Raw genomic sequence first — 14735 nt, 5'->3', positions numbered from 1 at the left:
TCACCCAACCTTCAAAGTTTTAGTCACTTTTTTATCGTCTGATATTTAATAAACTTTAATATAAAGAATACTTTCTTTAAACCGCCCTGAACCCCTTTTAAAATCAAAATAGCAATTTGAAAATTTTTAATTTCTAAAGTATCTAATATAAAAATTAAATTATGAACATAGCATCCCCAAACGAAAAGAACCTATATTTCTTTTCTTTAGCAATTTGATATGAGTTCATAATAAAATCTTGACCAGCAAATGCTGAAACAAGAAAAAGAAGTGAAGATCTCGGTAGATGAAAATTGGTGATCAAAGCATCTATTATTTTAAATTCAAATGGTGGGTAAATATATAGATCTGTTTTACCTGCGAGTTTGTCAGGATTTCTGGCAATCGATTCGAGCGTTCTAACAACCGTTGTTCCTGTGGCTATAACCCTTTTACCTTCAGCTTTAGCTCTAACTATATCGCGAAGCACACTCTTTGATACGGTATAATACTCTTCATGTATTTGGTGGTTCCTTATATCTGCCTCGCTAACTGGTCTAAAGGTTCCTAACCCCACATGAAGAGTGATTTCAGCGAATCTAACACCGTAATCGGTGAGCTCTTCTATCAGTTCTTTGGTGAAATGCAAACCAGCGGTTGGTGCAGCCACAGCACCATCGTATTTTGCATATGTAGTTTGATATTTTTCAGGATCGTCTATCTTTTTTTTTATGTAAGGCGGTAAAGGGACTTCACCAATTTTTTCTAATTTTGAAAAAAAGTTGGGATCGTCAAATTCTAAAATTCTTGAGCCGTCTTCTAAATGTTCTTCTACGGTGCAGGTTAAATTGTCTTCAAAGATAAGTTTGTTGCCTTTTTTTATCTTTCCTCCTGGTTTTACCAAAGCTTTCCATGTTTTATCGTTTCCATCTTTTTCTAAAAGCAAAACTTCAACTTTTGCACCTGTTTCCTTTTTACCGTATAACCTTGCAGGAATAACCCTAGTATTATTCAAAACAAGTAAATCGCCAGGTTGTAAATAACTTTTTATATCCCTAAAAACTTTGTGTTCTATACTTTTTGTTTTTCTATTTAGTACCATTAGCTTGCAGCTATCCCTTGGTTCAACAGGTTCTTGGGCTATAAGTTCTTCAGGTAACTCGTAGTCATATTTCTCTAAGTCAAAACTTAGTTCACTCATCAAAAAACCTCCGAAATTCCAGTAATTTGTCTTTATCAAACTGATATTCATTAAATTTATCCTGTGAAATCATGTAATAACCATGTCTATTACTCAAATGAACGATCAGTTCATCTGCAGGTGATTCAAAGTAAATCCTCTTTTTTTCTGACATTTTCTTTAAAATATCCTTGTCTTCCTCGTTTTTTAAAACGTACTCAATGTTTCTATCGAATACTATTATTGCAGGAAAAAACGTCATATTTTCTATGTAGAGATTATCCAACAAATCAACCAATCTAAGTATACTATCTTGATCATTGTACCTTACAACGTTGCTACCATCTATAATAACGCCTTTAATCGATTTCCTGCTCATGAGTCTATAATGGTAGTAAGATATATTTTTCAATTGAAGTTCAACCATCTGTTTTTCGTAAGAACCTAAACTCTTAAATATTTCTTTTATTTTCGTGTACAACGAGATCTTTGTATCGATAGGATCTATGCTTAAAATTTCGTCTATTAGGTCTTGTACAAAAGGGGTTTTAACATCTAAAGGCACGTAGGTTATTAGTGCATATAAATCTATAAAATCTTTAAAATTCAGCCTTTTCAATATAACTTGAGGATTGTAAAACTCTACTCCATACTTTTTTAGTTTTTCATTGTAGCCACCTGGTGGAAACTTGTCTGGAAAAAGTAAAAATTTCAGGTTATCAATCGTTTCCTCTTTTAACTTGTAATAACTTCTTAAATCGGTGAATCTATTCTCTTTAGGTTTTTTTAAAATATGCATTATCAGAAATTGAAAATCATTTATGTGTTTTTTTGGTATTTTTAGTTCGGCATCTTTTCCTAAAACCCTGTAAACCCAAAACATCTTCCTTTCGTTTAATTCTCGAGGTTTTCGGAGAATTGTATTGGCTTTTTCCACTATTTTTCTAGTTTTTTGACTATGTTCTTTATAATCTTTTTCTGAGATAACGTTATAAATTCTTTGAATTGACACAAAACTACTGCTCCTTTTCTATACTTGTCTCCATCTCTTTGTACTTTTCACCAAAGCCTTCAATTTTAACATCCCTAAACCTAATATCTTCATTGTAAGAAATATGAATCTCTAATCTTTCTTCGGGGGTTAAATAATCCAAGAAGTCTGCCCATTCAATTATATATATCCCCTTAGGATCCAAAAAAACATCCAAATATTCTATCTCTTGAGGATCGTTTAACCTATACAAATCAATGTGATATATTGTTGGATTTGTATCATACACTTTTACTAAAGAAAAAGTAGGGCTTGTGACGTTTATGGGATTTTTGCTCAAGCTGTTAACAATATACGATGTTAACGTTGTTTTCCCAGTTCCCAGATTGCCAAAAAGTAGTAATTTTGCACCAGGAAAAAGATATTTAGAAACAGTCGTTCCAAGTTTTTGGATTTGTTTTAGGTTGAGTTTGTTGTAAGATATTATAGGTTGTTCACTCCCCATTTGCATTTTTCTTTTAGAAAACACTCAGAGCATTTAGGCATCTTTTTACAGTAAACCTTTGAGTGCTTAACTATCAAGGCATGGTATTCGTTGTAAAGTTGAACATCTCTTCGTAGGTTTTTCTCAAAGAAATCTTGAAACTCGTCGTATTCTTTGCCTGATATTAAACCCAATCGTAAAAACATCCTCTTCGTATAAGCATCGATCACAAAAATTGGCATTTCAAATGCGTATAAAAGGATAGAATCAGCGGTTTCTTTTCCTATTCCTTTGATATTTAACAGTTCTTCCCTTAAAGAGGTTACACTTTTATCTTTAATCTTATCTATATCATAATTATATTTTTTTAACCATTCTAAGAAGTTTTTCAAACGTTTACTTTTGAGATTGTAAAAACCTGAAGATCTTATCAATTGAGCTAAATCGTTTTCTTTGATTTCAGATAGTTTTTTTGGTTCTAATAGATCGCGTTGTTTCAAATTTTCGATAGATTTTTCGACGTTGTTCCAAGAAGTATTTTGGGTTAAAATAGCCCCTACAGTTACTTCAAACCAATTATCTGCAGGCCACCAATGCTGTGGACCATAAAAATCGTAAAGATTCTTGTATATTTCATAAACTTTATTCAATATTTAATTTCTACCTCCATATTAGATGTTCAGGTGTTTCTCCTTCCAAAGCTTGTATGATATCTTTTGCTACCATCTGAGCCATTCGACTTCTTGTCTCATGTGAAGCAGATCCAATGTGGGGTGTTAGTACAACGTTATCCAAATCTTTTAATCCAGGTGTTAACTGTGGTTCATTCTCATAAACATCTAACGCCGCTCCTGCAATCTCTTTATTTTTTAATTTTTCGTACAGCACTTGTTCATCAATCACTGGACCTCTTGCCGTGTTAATAACAAAGGCAGATTTCTTTAATAGGGATAGCTTTTCTTTATTCAACATGTGATAAGTTTCATTAATCAAAGGTACATGCAAACTCACATAATCAGAAACCTTCAAAAGTTCATCCAACGGTAAATATGTGGCATTCAAAGCTTTTTCTTTTTCACTGGAAAGACGATGCCTCTGATAGTAATAAACCTTCATATTGAACCCTATTGCCCTTCTGGCAACCGCTTGGCCTATACTTCCAAATCCTATTATACCCAAGGTTTTACCGTATACATCGGTTCCAAGAAACAATTCAGGCTTCCAACCATCAAATTTACCTTCTCTTGTGAAGTTATCAGATTCAACAATCCGCCTGGCAACAGCTAACATCAACGCCCATGCTAAATCAGCTGTGGTTTCGGTTAATACATCAGGGGTGTTAGTTACATATATTCCTAACTCTTTTGCCTTTTGGATATCGATGTTGTTGTATCCCACTGCGTAATTTGCAATTATTTTTAATCTATCCTTACCTGCTTCTAACACTTCTTTATCAATTGGATCTGCCAACATCGTAATTAATGCGTCAGATGCTTTTGCTATTTCTTTTAGTTCTTCTTTGGTGAGTAGCTTATCTTTGGGATTGACCCAAATATCGTACTTACCTTTTAGCAAATCTATACCTGCTTCAGGGATTTTATAGGTTATTGAGACTTTTTTCATTTTTTGGACCTCCTAATTGGGATTCTGTATTTTTAATGCCCTTAGACTATAAAGGTTTTTAGCACCCTTTCGCCCCGCAGCCCGCCCATAAAGATGAATCGAAGAAAGCTTTGCTTCTTATGGCATTCTCAAATATTCGCTTTAATTATATCATAATAAAAAGCTAAGGGTATGCTATCATTTGTTTGCAGAATTGTGCAAACAAAGATCTATTAAAAAAAGAAATATCTAATATTATCTAATGCGTAGTCTTTTTACTTTGTCTTTTTTATGGTATAATATTTCTATATTTTGAGGGTTTTGGAGGTGCTTTCTTTTTTGTTTGATCCTAATTTTATTAGAAATATAGCAATAATTGCCCATATTGATCATGGAAAAACAACCTTGATGGATAGAATTCTTGAATTGACGCACTCGATAGACGAAAGGAATATGAGAGAACAGTATTTAGATTCAATGGACCTTGAAAGAGAGAAAGGAATTACTATAAAATCACATCCGGTCAAGGTTTTTTATACTGGAAAAGATGGAAATGAATATGAGTTGAACATTTTGGATACACCTGGGCATATTGATTTTACCTATGAAGTTTCAAGAAGTTTGGCAGCGTGTGAAGGAGCTATTTTACTGGTTGATGCCACTCAAGGCGTTCAAGCCCAAACGGTTACTAATACTTATTTAGCGTTGGAAAATAATTTGGAGATCATAGGTGCAGTTAATAAAATAGATCTTCCCACTGCTAATATTGATGAAACAATGTTGGAAATAAACGATTTGGTTGGTATAGAAGCCGATTCCATAGTCACGATTAGTGCAAAAACTGGAGAGGGTGTTGAAGATTTATTAGAACTGATTATTCAAAAGGTTCCTTCTCCCCTTAGTAAAGGAAATGTTTCGAATAAGCTGAAGGGTTTGATCTTCGATGCTAAGTACGATAAGTACAAAGGGATCATCGTTTATTGTAGGATATTTAATGGGAAAGTAAAAAAAGGTGACAAGATTAAATTAATGGCTTCTAATGCAACCTATGAAGTTATCGAGGTTGGGATCTTTCACCCAGAGATGATAGAGACAGAGGATCTGTCTGCTGGCGAAATAGGTTACATTGTAGCAGGAATAAAAGATATTGAGCAAGCAAGAGTAGGAGACACTATTACTAATGCAATGGATCCGATAGATAAACCCCTTCCTGGTTACAAAGAAGTAAAACCTATGGTTTATGCGGGACTTTATCCAGGTTTACCTGAGTATTATGAGGAATTAAGAAAGGCACTAGAAAAGTTGAAATTGAACGATGCTTCTCTTGTATTCACGCCTGAAAGTTCCCCGGCTATGGGATACGGTTTTAGGGTAGGTTTTTTGGGTTTGCTTCACATGGATGTAGTAAAAGAGCGTTTGCAAAGGGAGTTTGAGCTTGCAGTTATACTCACAGTCCCGAGTGTAATTTACAAAGCCAAGCTAAAAAATGGTGAAGAAATAGAAATTACAAATCCTTCAGAGTTTCCCGATGAAGATTTGATAGAAAAAGTTTATGAACCTTTTTGTAAGTTGGATATTATTACTCCACCTGATTATATGGGGGATTTAATAAATTTGGCTCAAGTTGAAAAAAGAGGTAATTTTTCTCATGTTTCAAACGCAGGTAAGAATAGGGTAGTTTTACATTTTGAAATTCCTTTGGCTGATTTGATCTTCGATTTTTTCGATAAAATGAAGGCTATTAGTAAAGGTTATGCCTCTATGGATTACGAGATAACAGGGTACAAAGAATCTAATTTGGTGAAGCTCGAAATTTTAATAAATAGAGAGAAAGTTGATGCTTTATCTTACGTAGTTCATGAGAGTCAGAGTTATACATTAGCCAGAAAATTAGTGGATAAATTAAGGGATTTAATCCCCAGACATCAGTTTGAGATACCTATCCAAGCATATTGTAAGGGTAAGATAATTGCAAGATCCACTATTAAAGCCTTAAGGAAAGACGTCCTTCAAAAGTGTTATGGTGGAGATGTGACTAGAAAGATGAAATTGCTAGAAAAGCAAAAAGAAGGTAAAAAAAGGATGAGAGAGATTGGCAGGGTCAATATTCCTCAAGAAGCCTTCCTGGCTTTGTTGAAGGTTAACGAAGATGAAGAATAAATTTGGAGGTGTCAAAGTTGGCAGGAGATTTCAAAGAAGAAAAGAGTAGTGGTAGAAATATCTACAGAATAATCTTATGGATTGCCGGATTGGCTTCTTTATTTGTGTTTTCTCTGGTTATTAACCAACCATGGATTCTTTTTGCTATAACCATAGTAGCTCTTTTAAGTCAAGAGTGGTTGTTGGCATTTATTATTACTGGTATAAGAGGAACAGGCATTTTTGGGGTCATGGGAGATGTTGAAATGTTGTGGATTACATTATGTATATTTTTTATATTCATTTGGGCTCTTTTCAGGTTCTTTTTTGATACGGATAGATTTTTGAGAAAAAAGGTGAGAAGTATTCACGTAAATCAAAAAAAAGAAAAGGTGTAGAAATTCTACACCTTTTTAAATTGTTTTTTAGAGTTAATTTTGCTTGATGTTGTATTTTCTTTTTATCCTTTTAATTTCGTCTCGGTATCTTGCTGCTTCTTCGTATTTTAATTCCGAGGCTGCTTCGTACATTTTTTCTTCAAGCATAGCTAAGTAATCATCCGGAGAGAGGTTCTCCTCTACGGCGAATATATAGTCTTCTTCTTTTACCTCGTTATCTTTGAATGGGGCAAACATATCTTCCGGTAATTTTTTAATGATACTTCGGGGGATAATGTTGTTTTCTTTGTTATATTGAATCTGTATTTCTCTTCTTCTATTTGTTTCGTCGATAGCGGTTTTCATAGCCTCTGTTATTCTGTCTGCGTATAGTAATACCTTTCCTTCAACGTTTCTTGCAGCCCTACCAATCGTTTGAATCAACGTCGTTTCAGACCTTAAAAATCCTTCTCTATCTGCATCCATAATGGCAACCAGAGAAACTTCCGGCAAATCTAATCCTTCTCTGAGTAAGTTTACCCCCACAACTACTTCAATTTCCCCGTTTCTTAACTTTTTTACTACCTCCGCTCTTTCAATTGTATCGAGTTCAGAGTGTAGATACAGTGATTTAATGCCCATTAGGTTTAAATGATCTGAGAGGATTTCGGCATCTTTCTTTGTTAAAACTACCGCTAGAGCTCTTTCTCCTCTTTCTACAACCTCTTTTACTTCGGATATGAAATCGTCCACTTGACCTTCCGTAGATTTTACTTCAACCTTTGGGTCCACAAGTCCTGTAGGTCTAATAATTTGTTCAACTATTTGGTCTGATACTTCCATTTCAAATGGACCTGGGGTAGCTGATACAAAGATAATTTGATTGGTTTTTTCTAAAAATTCTTCGAATCTTAAAGGTCTGTTATCTAAGGCAGATGGTAATCTAAACCCGTAGTCTACTAGGTTTTTCTTCCTCGCGTAATCTCCTCTGAACATTGCCCTTAACTGTGGAACGGCAATGTGAGATTCGTCGATAAAGGCAATAAAATCATCGTCGAAGTAATCCAAAAGAGTCCACGGAGAGTCTCCGGGATTTCTTCCATCGAAATATCTTGAATAATTTTCTATCCCTTTGCAGTATCCTAAAGTCTGGAGAAATTCTATATCTTGTCTTACCCTTTGTTCTATTCTTTGAGCTTCTAAAAGTTTCCCTTCTCTTTTGAAATATTCTATCTGGGTTTGCAGATCGGCATTTATTCTTTCAATAGCCGAAAAAATCTTTTCCTGACTGGTTACAAATTCTTTCGCTGGATAAATAGTAATTTTGTCAAATTCTTCTATTATAGTTCTGTTGAGTACGTCTATGGCTTCGATCTTTTCGACTTCGTTATCAAAAAAAGTTACCCTTATTCCAAAATCTTCGTAAGGAGGGAATATTTCTAAAACATCCCCTTTCCATCTGAACGTCCCACCGAGAAAATCTTTTTCTTGCCTTGTGTATTGCATTTTCCCAAGTTTAACAAGGATTTCTCTTCTAGAATACTCTTCATTCACTCGCAGATAAAGGTTTATGTTTGAAAAGTCATCAGGGTTTCCAGATGCATAAATAGCTGAGACACTGGAAACTACAATTACGTCTCTTCTTGTTAAAACTGATTTTAACGTCGAAAGCCTCATTTTGACTAAAATATCGTTTATGTCTGCATTTTTTTCTATGTATATGTCTCGAGAAGGAATGTAAGCTTCTGGTTGGTAGTAATCGTAATAACTTATAAAAAATTCGACTCTATTTTCTGGAAAAAACTCCTTGAATTCGTTGTATAGTTGAACGGCTAAGATCTTATTCGGAGAGAGAACTAAAGTTGGTCTATTAACTTTTGCAATAATATTAGCCATTGTGTAGGTTTTACCAGATCCTGTTACACCTAATAAAGTTTGAAATCTATAATTTTTATTGATTCCAGATGAGAGTTCTTCTATTGCTTTTGGTTGATCTCCTTGAGGTTCGTATTCTGAGCGGATCGTGAACATAAAAACACACCTCCATTAAACCTCTGCCCGTGATTCCAAATATATTAGAATCTAAAGGTAAAGCCTGCATTGATTTTAAAATCATTTGTCGATTCGATATTTCCTGTTTCTTCTAAAGGAAATAAGAAATTGTATCCAGCCTCAAGATATAGCCCAAAGGTTTCGCTAAAATAATAACTATACTCGATAACTGGTGTGAGTTTAAAGTAAAGAGCCGATGCATCATCAGAAGCTGTAACACTTTTAAACCCTACTAAGATCCCCAACAAAAAAGTTGAATCCATTTCTGATAGATAGTTAAGATACCCTAACTTGAAATCAATATCACCATCAATAGTATTTTCATCGAACAAAAACACAAAAGAGAATCCAGTATATAAGTGTTCATAATCATCGATTCCTACTTCGAATCCAATACCGTTTTTTTCGAAACCTTCGTTCGCGTAAAATATTCTTGTGATGGTTCTTATAGGAGAGAGACTTGGATTTTCTAATACGTAAACATTTTGATCTTGGTAGTTGAAATTTTTAGGTGTTTCAAGTATTTTGAGTAAACTGTTATTATTCCAAACTTCTTCGGCTATTAATTTGCCACCGTGAAGGTCATAAAACTCTCCATTCAGTTCTTTACTGATTACAAATTCGAACATCATGCCCTTTCTTATTCCAACGTTTCTGCCTGCATCTATATGAACATAATTATTTTCTTTAGCTACAATGTTTGCCCTTATTTTAAAAAGTTTGTTCAGCTCTGTAGCGATAGACGAAGCAAGATTATTTGCAGCGGATCTTCTTGAATAGTATAATGCTTCAAAATTGCTGGTACTAGCATTTATATATGAGGTACCACTTGAAGTATGAAGTTTGGAATAGATATTTTCTCCAGTTGAAATTTTAACAACGTTGATCTTTGCTATTATACGGTACTCCCACCATGCTAACTCTTCGCTTCTTTCTAAGTTAGGGAAGCTTTCAAGTATTTGAATATAAACTAAAAAATCCGCATCTAGATTTTCCTTGATGTAATTTTCGTTTTTGAGCATTTCTCTAAGATTTTCTAATAGCAGATCATCTTTTGTTAATACCTTATACTTTCCTTGTTTTTCCAGATTATTTTCTAAATATTGTTCCACCAAGGAACCAATACTGGAATCACCTTCTGTGTATATCAAGAAACTTCTTCTTAGATCGATAACCTGGCTCGACTGAGAAAAAAGCTGTAATAAAAAGATAGAAACAAAAATGGATAAGATAAGAATCTTTTTCATTTTTCATCATCCCCTCGATTTTAAATAGATGAAATTTTTTCAGCTAATTCCTTTTTCCCTGTTTTTATAGCACATTTATACAGTTGCATCTTTTCAGTTAATATTATACCAGCTTCCCACAGAGTATTTTCATCCAACAAAACAAAATCGTCAAAATTACCTTTAAAAGCTTCTTCTCCGTTTTTCAATAACAGTACTTTAGGTTTCAAACTGGCGAATTCGTCTATCCAGTGAGTTGATATTATTATGGTCTTTCCCAAGTTGTGAAGTTCTTTTATAAGGTTGAATATAGAAGTTTTTGTCAGGTAGTCTAATCCTACAGTGGGTTCATCAAAGATTATATAATCAGGGTTATAGGAGAGAACAGAGATAATCGCTACCTTTCTCATTTCTCCACCTGAGAGCTCAAATGGATTTTTTTCAAGGTATGATTCGGGTAACTTTACCAAGTCTAAATAGTACTTTAGTAAATCGTCACTTAGTTGCACCCCAAAATTTTTCGGTGCAAACATTATTTCTTCTTTGATGGTAGGAAGAAAAAATTGGGATTCAGGGTATTGAAAAACAATGCCAATTTTCTTTCTGATATCTTTTATGTTGACCTTTTTGTCTTTTGTGGATAATCCCTCAACTAATACACTTCCTTGTTGAGGAATAAGTAATCCGTTCATTAAACTCATTAAAGTAGTCTTACCGGATCCTGTATGCCCAACGAATAACCATAAGTCCCCTTTTTTAATTTCTATGTTTATATTTGATAAAGCTCTTTTTTGAAAAGGTGTATTCAAGGAGTAAGTAAAACTTACATCTTCAAGTATTATCGACATAGTTCATCAACCAGCTTTTTTAAATCGGTATTGAATTGCCTTTTTATTTTTTCTTTAAAAGGAAGCTCAGATTGGATAACGTCGTTTTTGTAAAATTGATCTTTTTCTCCTTCAAAAACAATCTCTCCATCGTTGAGAGCGATGATTTTGTCTACATGTTCCAAGTCAGAAGAATGATGAGAGGCAATTATAATCGTTTCTCCTATTTCTCTAAGATTGTGTATAACTTTATAGATCTCGTTTCGACCTTTTGGATCCAACATTGACGTGGGTTCATCCATGAGTATAATCTCAGGTTCCATAGCCAGGATTGATGCTATTGCAAGCCTTTGTTTTTGCCCTCCAGATAATGCATTAGGGTCTGCGTGGTTCAACCCTTCCAACCCTACCGTTGAAAGAGCCCACTCGATCCTTTCAAGCATTTTTTCTCTTGGGACCCCTATGTTTTCTAACCCAAATGCTACATCCTCTTCGACAGTGACACCTATAATTTGATTTTCAGGGTTCTGAAAAATATAACCTACCTTTATTCTATTACGTTCATCTAATTTTTGATCTTTGATGATTATTTCTCCCTCTTTGGGAGATAAAATGCCACATAGAAGCTTTAGAAGCGTAGATTTTCCACTTCCATTACTCCCAACTAAACCGATAAATTCGCCTTTTTGTACATCCAAGTTGATATTTGTTAGTACTTTTTTTTCATAATAACTGAAAGAAAGATTTTTGCATCCAAAAAACATCTTAGCCCCTCTTTATCGAAAGATAAACTCTAAAACCTCCAGATTTTTCTAACTCTTTTACGTTGCCAAAAATTTTTTTCATGTAATCTTCTAAGCCTTTTCCGCCTTTATTATGGTAAGCTACTAAATACAACCTTCCATTCTCATTCAAATGATCGTACGATCCTTCGACCAATTCATGTAATACTTCCTTACCTGCAACTATTGGTGGGTTGGTAACAATAACATCAAAGTATTCTTCTTCCCAAGGCTTAAATAGATTCCCTTGTTTGATCACAGCATTTATATTGTTGTTTTTGGCGTTTATTTTAGAAAAATCAACGGCTCTGTTATTTATATCACTCATATACAGATCAATGTCAGGAAACTCTTTTTTTAAGGCTATACCTATCGCACCGTATCCGCATCCCATGTCTAAAACTTTTTCATTTGTTAGTTCTACTTTTTCAATCAATAAAATACTTGCCTTGTCTATCCTTTTCTTTCCATATACTCCGGATGGGGCTTTAAATAGATACTTGTGCCCATTTCTCAAATTTAAAATTAACTCCTTTACAGTTAATTCTGACGTTGGATTTTCGCTGTAGTAATGCTCAAAAGAAGGAGTTTTTTTAATTTCTTTTTCTTTAGCAGGCTTCAGATCTTTATTAACTTTTTTGATTACCTCGTCAACTTTCATAAAAGCTATTTCTTCGGGGCCGTATATTTGAACATCTTCATATTCGTTTTTGTTTTTCTTTTTTTGCGCCAATTTTTTTGTACCTCCAAAATTATTAAAGATGGCTGGGTTTCCCTGCTGCACATAGAAATCTCCGCTTATGGCTGCTCCCTTCCGGGCCTGACCAGTTTCACGGGTTCCTATTGCGCAGGACCCAGCCTCCTGTAATGGTGCTTTCATATTATAGCACTTCATTGTTGAAAAATCAATTAATCTTTTTAAAACCTATGTTACTCTTAAAAATCATCGGGATTTGCTCCAAATCTTTTATTCTGGTCTAAATTGTCTATGGTATTCATTTCTTCTTCTGTTAGTTCAAAATCGAAAATATCGGCATTTTCTTTTATTCTTTCTTTGTGTACAGATTTGGGAATAGTTACCACACCATGTTGTAAGTCCCATCTTAAAACTATTTGTGCAGGAGTTTTTTTATACTTATTTGCTATATCAACTATCTGAGGTATGTTTAGAACTCTTCCCCTCATTAAAGGACTCCAAGCCTCAAGTCGTATCCTGTTTCTTTGACAAAAATCCAAAAGATCTCTTTGCAATAAGTATGGATGAAATTCTACTTGATTAACCATAGGTGTAATTTCACAGTTGTTTATTATATCTTGAAGATGATGAACTAAAAAGTTACTCACACCTATAGCCTTTACTCTACCTTCTTTATACAACTTTTCAAGAGCTTTCCATGTTTCTAAGTATTTTCCACTTACAGGCCAGTGAATTAAATATAAGTCTAAATAATCTGTTCCTAATCTTTTTAATGAATTCTCAAAAGAGTTTAAAGTACTTTCAAAACCTTGATTCGTATTCCATACTTTGGAGGTTATAAAAATTTCATCTCTCGGTATTTTACTTTGCCTGATAGCTTTACCTATCTCTTCTTCATTTTCGTACATTTCAGCGGTATCTATCAACCTATATCCTATACTTAAAGCGTGCTTTACACCCTCTATCAATTCATCCCCGTGGGCTTTGTATGTCCCATAGCCCAACCAAGGGATTTTCACTTTATTGGCTAATTCCACTTTATCAGAGATGCTTGTAATTCGCATAGATCAACCCCCTTGATTCTGTAATTTGTTTTGGTTCTGTTTGCTTTTATTCAACTCCAAGTAGCAGTCCCTACAGACAGCGATATATTTTTCAAATCCGCCAACATCGATTTCTCCACCGTTTTCCACAGTTTTATAAGTTATTGTACCCTTGTATTCTCCACATTCATGACAGACTGCTTTCTTTTTAATCACAGTGTCTGCATGAGACATTAATAAAGAGGTAACTTTGAATGGATTATTTTTATAACTCAAATCCAGACCCGCACAGTACACATCCTTACCAGAATTGATCATCTCGACAACCACTTCTCTAAGTGATTCGTCTAAAAACTGAATTTCATCTATAAAAATCGCCTTTTCGTCTCCATCAAGTCGAGGCAGAATTTCAGCAGAATTATTGATAGGAATAGCTTTAACGGATGTATTAGAATGAGATACAATAGAAGTTTCGTTATATCTGTTATCTAATAAAGGCTTAAAAACTTTTATCTTCTTTTTCCCAAGGGTGTAAATTTCAATGAAAGAGATTAATTCAGAAGTTTTGCCAGAATACATAGGCCCTACGATTACTACTAAATTACCTGTAGCCATATTAAAGTTTCACATCCCTTTTTTGTGAGTTTTGATTAAAATTTTTCTGATAATAGCTGATCAATTTCATCCAAAGACTCCTTCCACAATGTTTCTATTCCAAAATCATTCAGAATATCCAAGGAAGGAGTTCTAAATATAAAATAGTCCTTGTAATTGAATTTTCCCAATGAAACAACGTAGAGTACATATGAAGCAACTGTTTTAATAGGATACCATTTGTATAGGAAGAAAAAGTTTTTCAAAAAAATTTCATACAAACTTTTGATATTTACATCTTCTACCTCGTAATAGTTGTAAAGCACTTCATCGAAAATCCTCATGAATCTAGCGGGTAATTTATTAGGGAAAAAATGTTTGTCTAACCTGAAAATGGTGGTGTTCCATTCTTTTTTTAATAAAGCTGCGTCGATCAAAGTTTCTACTTTGGTATGTGATTTGCCAGTGTTTCTTTCTATAGCATTTATTCTTGGATGTAATTTCATATCAAGATACGAATGCAAGTATAAACCTAAGGCATACTCTGGACTTTCCTTTTGAATTTCTTTTATAAGCCTTGTTAAATCCACATTATGCAGAGTTTCACCAATAATGTGATATTTGGGATCAGAAATATTGTAATAAAAGATATCTGGTCCCATCAGTCCAAGGTTAAACATTTTCACATTTTTCAAACTGTTTGGAAAAATCTTATGACCGAAGATAATATGTGTTAAGTATCCTGGCATTCGTTGACTCCTT

Annotated in this window: 15 protein-coding genes and 1 other RNA gene; 2 read left to right on the top strand and 14 right to left on the bottom strand. The window is 34.0% G+C overall.

Annotation, left to right across the window (positions count from 1 at the left end; translation table 11 throughout):
* Window positions 1-154: 154 nt before the first annotated feature.
* The 5 genes from queA to X929_RS05925 are packed head-to-tail and all read right to left on the bottom strand — an operon-like array spanning window position 155 to window position 4257.
* Window positions 155-1180 (bottom strand): tRNA preQ1(34) S-adenosylmethionine ribosyltransferase-isomerase QueA, encoded by a 1026-nt coding sequence (queA, locus tag X929_RS05945; protein WP_103067119.1) that lies wholly within the window; start codon window positions 1178-1180, stop codon window positions 155-157.
* On the bottom strand, window positions 1173-2171 hold the full coding sequence (locus X929_RS05940; protein ID WP_103067118.1) for a PIN domain-containing protein: 999 nt from the start codon (window positions 2169-2171) through the stop codon (window positions 1173-1175). The genes queA and X929_RS05940 overlap by 8 nt, the downstream gene beginning before the upstream one ends.
* 4 nt (window positions 2172-2175) lie before the next feature.
* Complete coding sequence (gene tsaE / locus X929_RS05935; RefSeq protein ID WP_103067117.1) at window positions 2176-2661, bottom strand: tRNA (adenosine(37)-N6)-threonylcarbamoyltransferase complex ATPase subunit type 1 TsaE; 486 nt, start codon at window positions 2659-2661, stop codon at window positions 2176-2178.
* Window positions 2634-3284: an endonuclease III domain-containing protein gene (locus X929_RS05930; RefSeq protein WP_103067116.1), complete on the bottom strand. Its 651-nt coding sequence runs from the start codon at window positions 3282-3284 to the stop codon at window positions 2634-2636. Before X929_RS05930 ends, tsaE begins: the two co-directional genes overlap by 28 nt.
* A gap of 10 nt (window positions 3285-3294) precedes the next feature.
* The gene (locus tag X929_RS05925) at window positions 3295-4257 is read right to left on the bottom strand and encodes a 2-hydroxyacid dehydrogenase (protein ID WP_103067115.1); all 963 of its coding nucleotides are present in this window, start codon (window positions 4255-4257) and stop codon (window positions 3295-3297) included.
* Between the two features lie 318 nt (window positions 4258-4575).
* Here X929_RS05925 and lepA point away from each other — a divergent pair, with 318 nt between their 5' ends.
* Window positions 4576-6396, top strand: a complete 1821-nt coding sequence (lepA, locus tag X929_RS05920; RefSeq protein WP_103067114.1) for a translation elongation factor 4 — start codon at window positions 4576-4578, stop codon at window positions 6394-6396.
* Window positions 6397-6413: 17 nt separating this feature from the next.
* Window positions 6414-6773: a hypothetical protein gene (locus tag X929_RS05915; protein ID WP_103067113.1), complete on the top strand. Its 360-nt coding sequence runs from the start codon at window positions 6414-6416 to the stop codon at window positions 6771-6773.
* 33 nt (window positions 6774-6806) lie between these two features.
* Here the strand turns inward: X929_RS05915 and uvrB are convergent, their stop codons facing one another.
* The 9 genes from uvrB to X929_RS05870 form a co-directional block, all read right to left on the bottom strand.
* On the bottom strand, window positions 6807-8783 hold the full coding sequence (gene uvrB / locus X929_RS05910; RefSeq protein ID WP_103067112.1) for an excinuclease ABC subunit UvrB: 1977 nt from the start codon (window positions 8781-8783) through the stop codon (window positions 6807-6809).
* Window positions 8784-8827: 44 nt separating this feature from the next.
* Window positions 8828-10051, bottom strand: coding sequence for a hypothetical protein (locus X929_RS05905; protein ID WP_103067111.1), 1224 nt, complete (start codon window positions 10049-10051; stop codon window positions 8828-8830).
* A gap of 20 nt (window positions 10052-10071) precedes the next feature.
* Complete coding sequence (locus X929_RS05900; RefSeq protein ID WP_103067110.1) at window positions 10072-10878, bottom strand: ATP-binding cassette domain-containing protein; 807 nt, start codon at window positions 10876-10878, stop codon at window positions 10072-10074.
* Entirely contained in the window at window positions 10869-11621 is a 753-nt protein-coding gene (locus X929_RS05895) for an energy-coupling factor ABC transporter ATP-binding protein (RefSeq protein WP_103067109.1), read from the bottom strand. Before X929_RS05895 ends, X929_RS05900 begins: the two co-directional genes overlap by 10 nt.
* Before the next feature lies 1 nt (window position 11622).
* The gene (locus X929_RS05890; protein ID WP_103067226.1) at window positions 11623-12300 is read right to left on the bottom strand and encodes a class I SAM-dependent methyltransferase; all 678 of its coding nucleotides are present in this window, start codon (window positions 12298-12300) and stop codon (window positions 11623-11625) included.
* A 99-nt stretch (window positions 12301-12399) separates the two neighbouring features.
* Window positions 12400-12499, bottom strand: an RNA gene (gene ffs / locus X929_RS05885) — signal recognition particle sRNA small type.
* A 76-nt stretch (window positions 12500-12575) separates the two neighbouring features.
* Entirely contained in the window at window positions 12576-13400 is an 825-nt protein-coding gene (locus X929_RS05880; protein ID WP_103067108.1) for an aldo/keto reductase, read from the bottom strand.
* A 3-nt stretch (window positions 13401-13403) separates the two neighbouring features.
* Window positions 13404-13994, bottom strand: coding sequence for a thymidine kinase (locus X929_RS05875; protein WP_103067107.1), 591 nt, complete (start codon window positions 13992-13994; stop codon window positions 13404-13406).
* Between the two features lie 35 nt (window positions 13995-14029).
* On the bottom strand, window positions 14030-14722 hold the full coding sequence (locus X929_RS05870; protein WP_103067106.1) for a zinc dependent phospholipase C family protein: 693 nt from the start codon (window positions 14720-14722) through the stop codon (window positions 14030-14032).
* Window positions 14723-14735 lie beyond the last annotated feature (13 nt).

The sequence above is a fragment of the Petrotoga olearia DSM 13574 genome (assembly GCF_002895525.1).
GTDB classification, from domain to species: domain Bacteria; phylum Thermotogota; class Thermotogae; order Petrotogales; family Petrotogaceae; genus Petrotoga; species Petrotoga olearia.
The sequence above is the reverse complement of the archived record's forward strand: the minus strand, read 5'-3'. Positions and strand labels throughout refer to the sequence as shown.

Coding starts and splice junctions, on each gene's coding strand:
- X929_RS05905 (WP_103067111.1), bottom strand. CDS start 10,051: ATGAAAAAGATTCTTATCTTATCCATTTTTGTTTCTATCTTTTTATTA.
- X929_RS05875 (WP_103067107.1), bottom strand. CDS start 13,994: ATGGCTACAGGTAATTTAGTAGTAATCGTAGGGCCTATGTATTCTGGC.
- X929_RS05890 (WP_103067226.1), bottom strand. CDS start 12,300: ATGAAAGTTGACGAGGTAATCAAAAAAGTTAATAAAGATCTGAAGCCT.
- X929_RS05925 (WP_103067115.1), bottom strand. CDS start 4,257: ATGAAAAAAGTCTCAATAACCTATAAAATCCCTGAAGCAGGTATAGAT.
- X929_RS05880 (WP_103067108.1), bottom strand. CDS start 13,400: ATGCGAATTACAAGCATCTCTGATAAAGTGGAATTAGCCAATAAAGTG.
- tsaE (WP_103067117.1), bottom strand. CDS start 2,661: ATGCAAATGGGGAGTGAACAACCTATAATATCTTACAACAAACTCAAC.
- uvrB (WP_103067112.1), bottom strand. CDS start 8,783: ATGTTCACGATCCGCTCAGAATACGAACCTCAAGGAGATCAACCAAAA.
- queA (WP_103067119.1), bottom strand. CDS start 1,180: ATGAGTGAACTAAGTTTTGACTTAGAGAAATATGACTACGAGTTACCT.
- X929_RS05900 (WP_103067110.1), bottom strand. CDS start 10,878: ATGTCGATAATACTTGAAGATGTAAGTTTTACTTACTCCTTGAATACA.
- X929_RS05870 (WP_103067106.1), bottom strand. CDS start 14,722: ATGCCAGGATACTTAACACATATTATCTTCGGTCATAAGATTTTTCCA.
- X929_RS05895 (WP_103067109.1), bottom strand. CDS start 11,621: ATGTTTTTTGGATGCAAAAATCTTTCTTTCAGTTATTATGAAAAAAAA.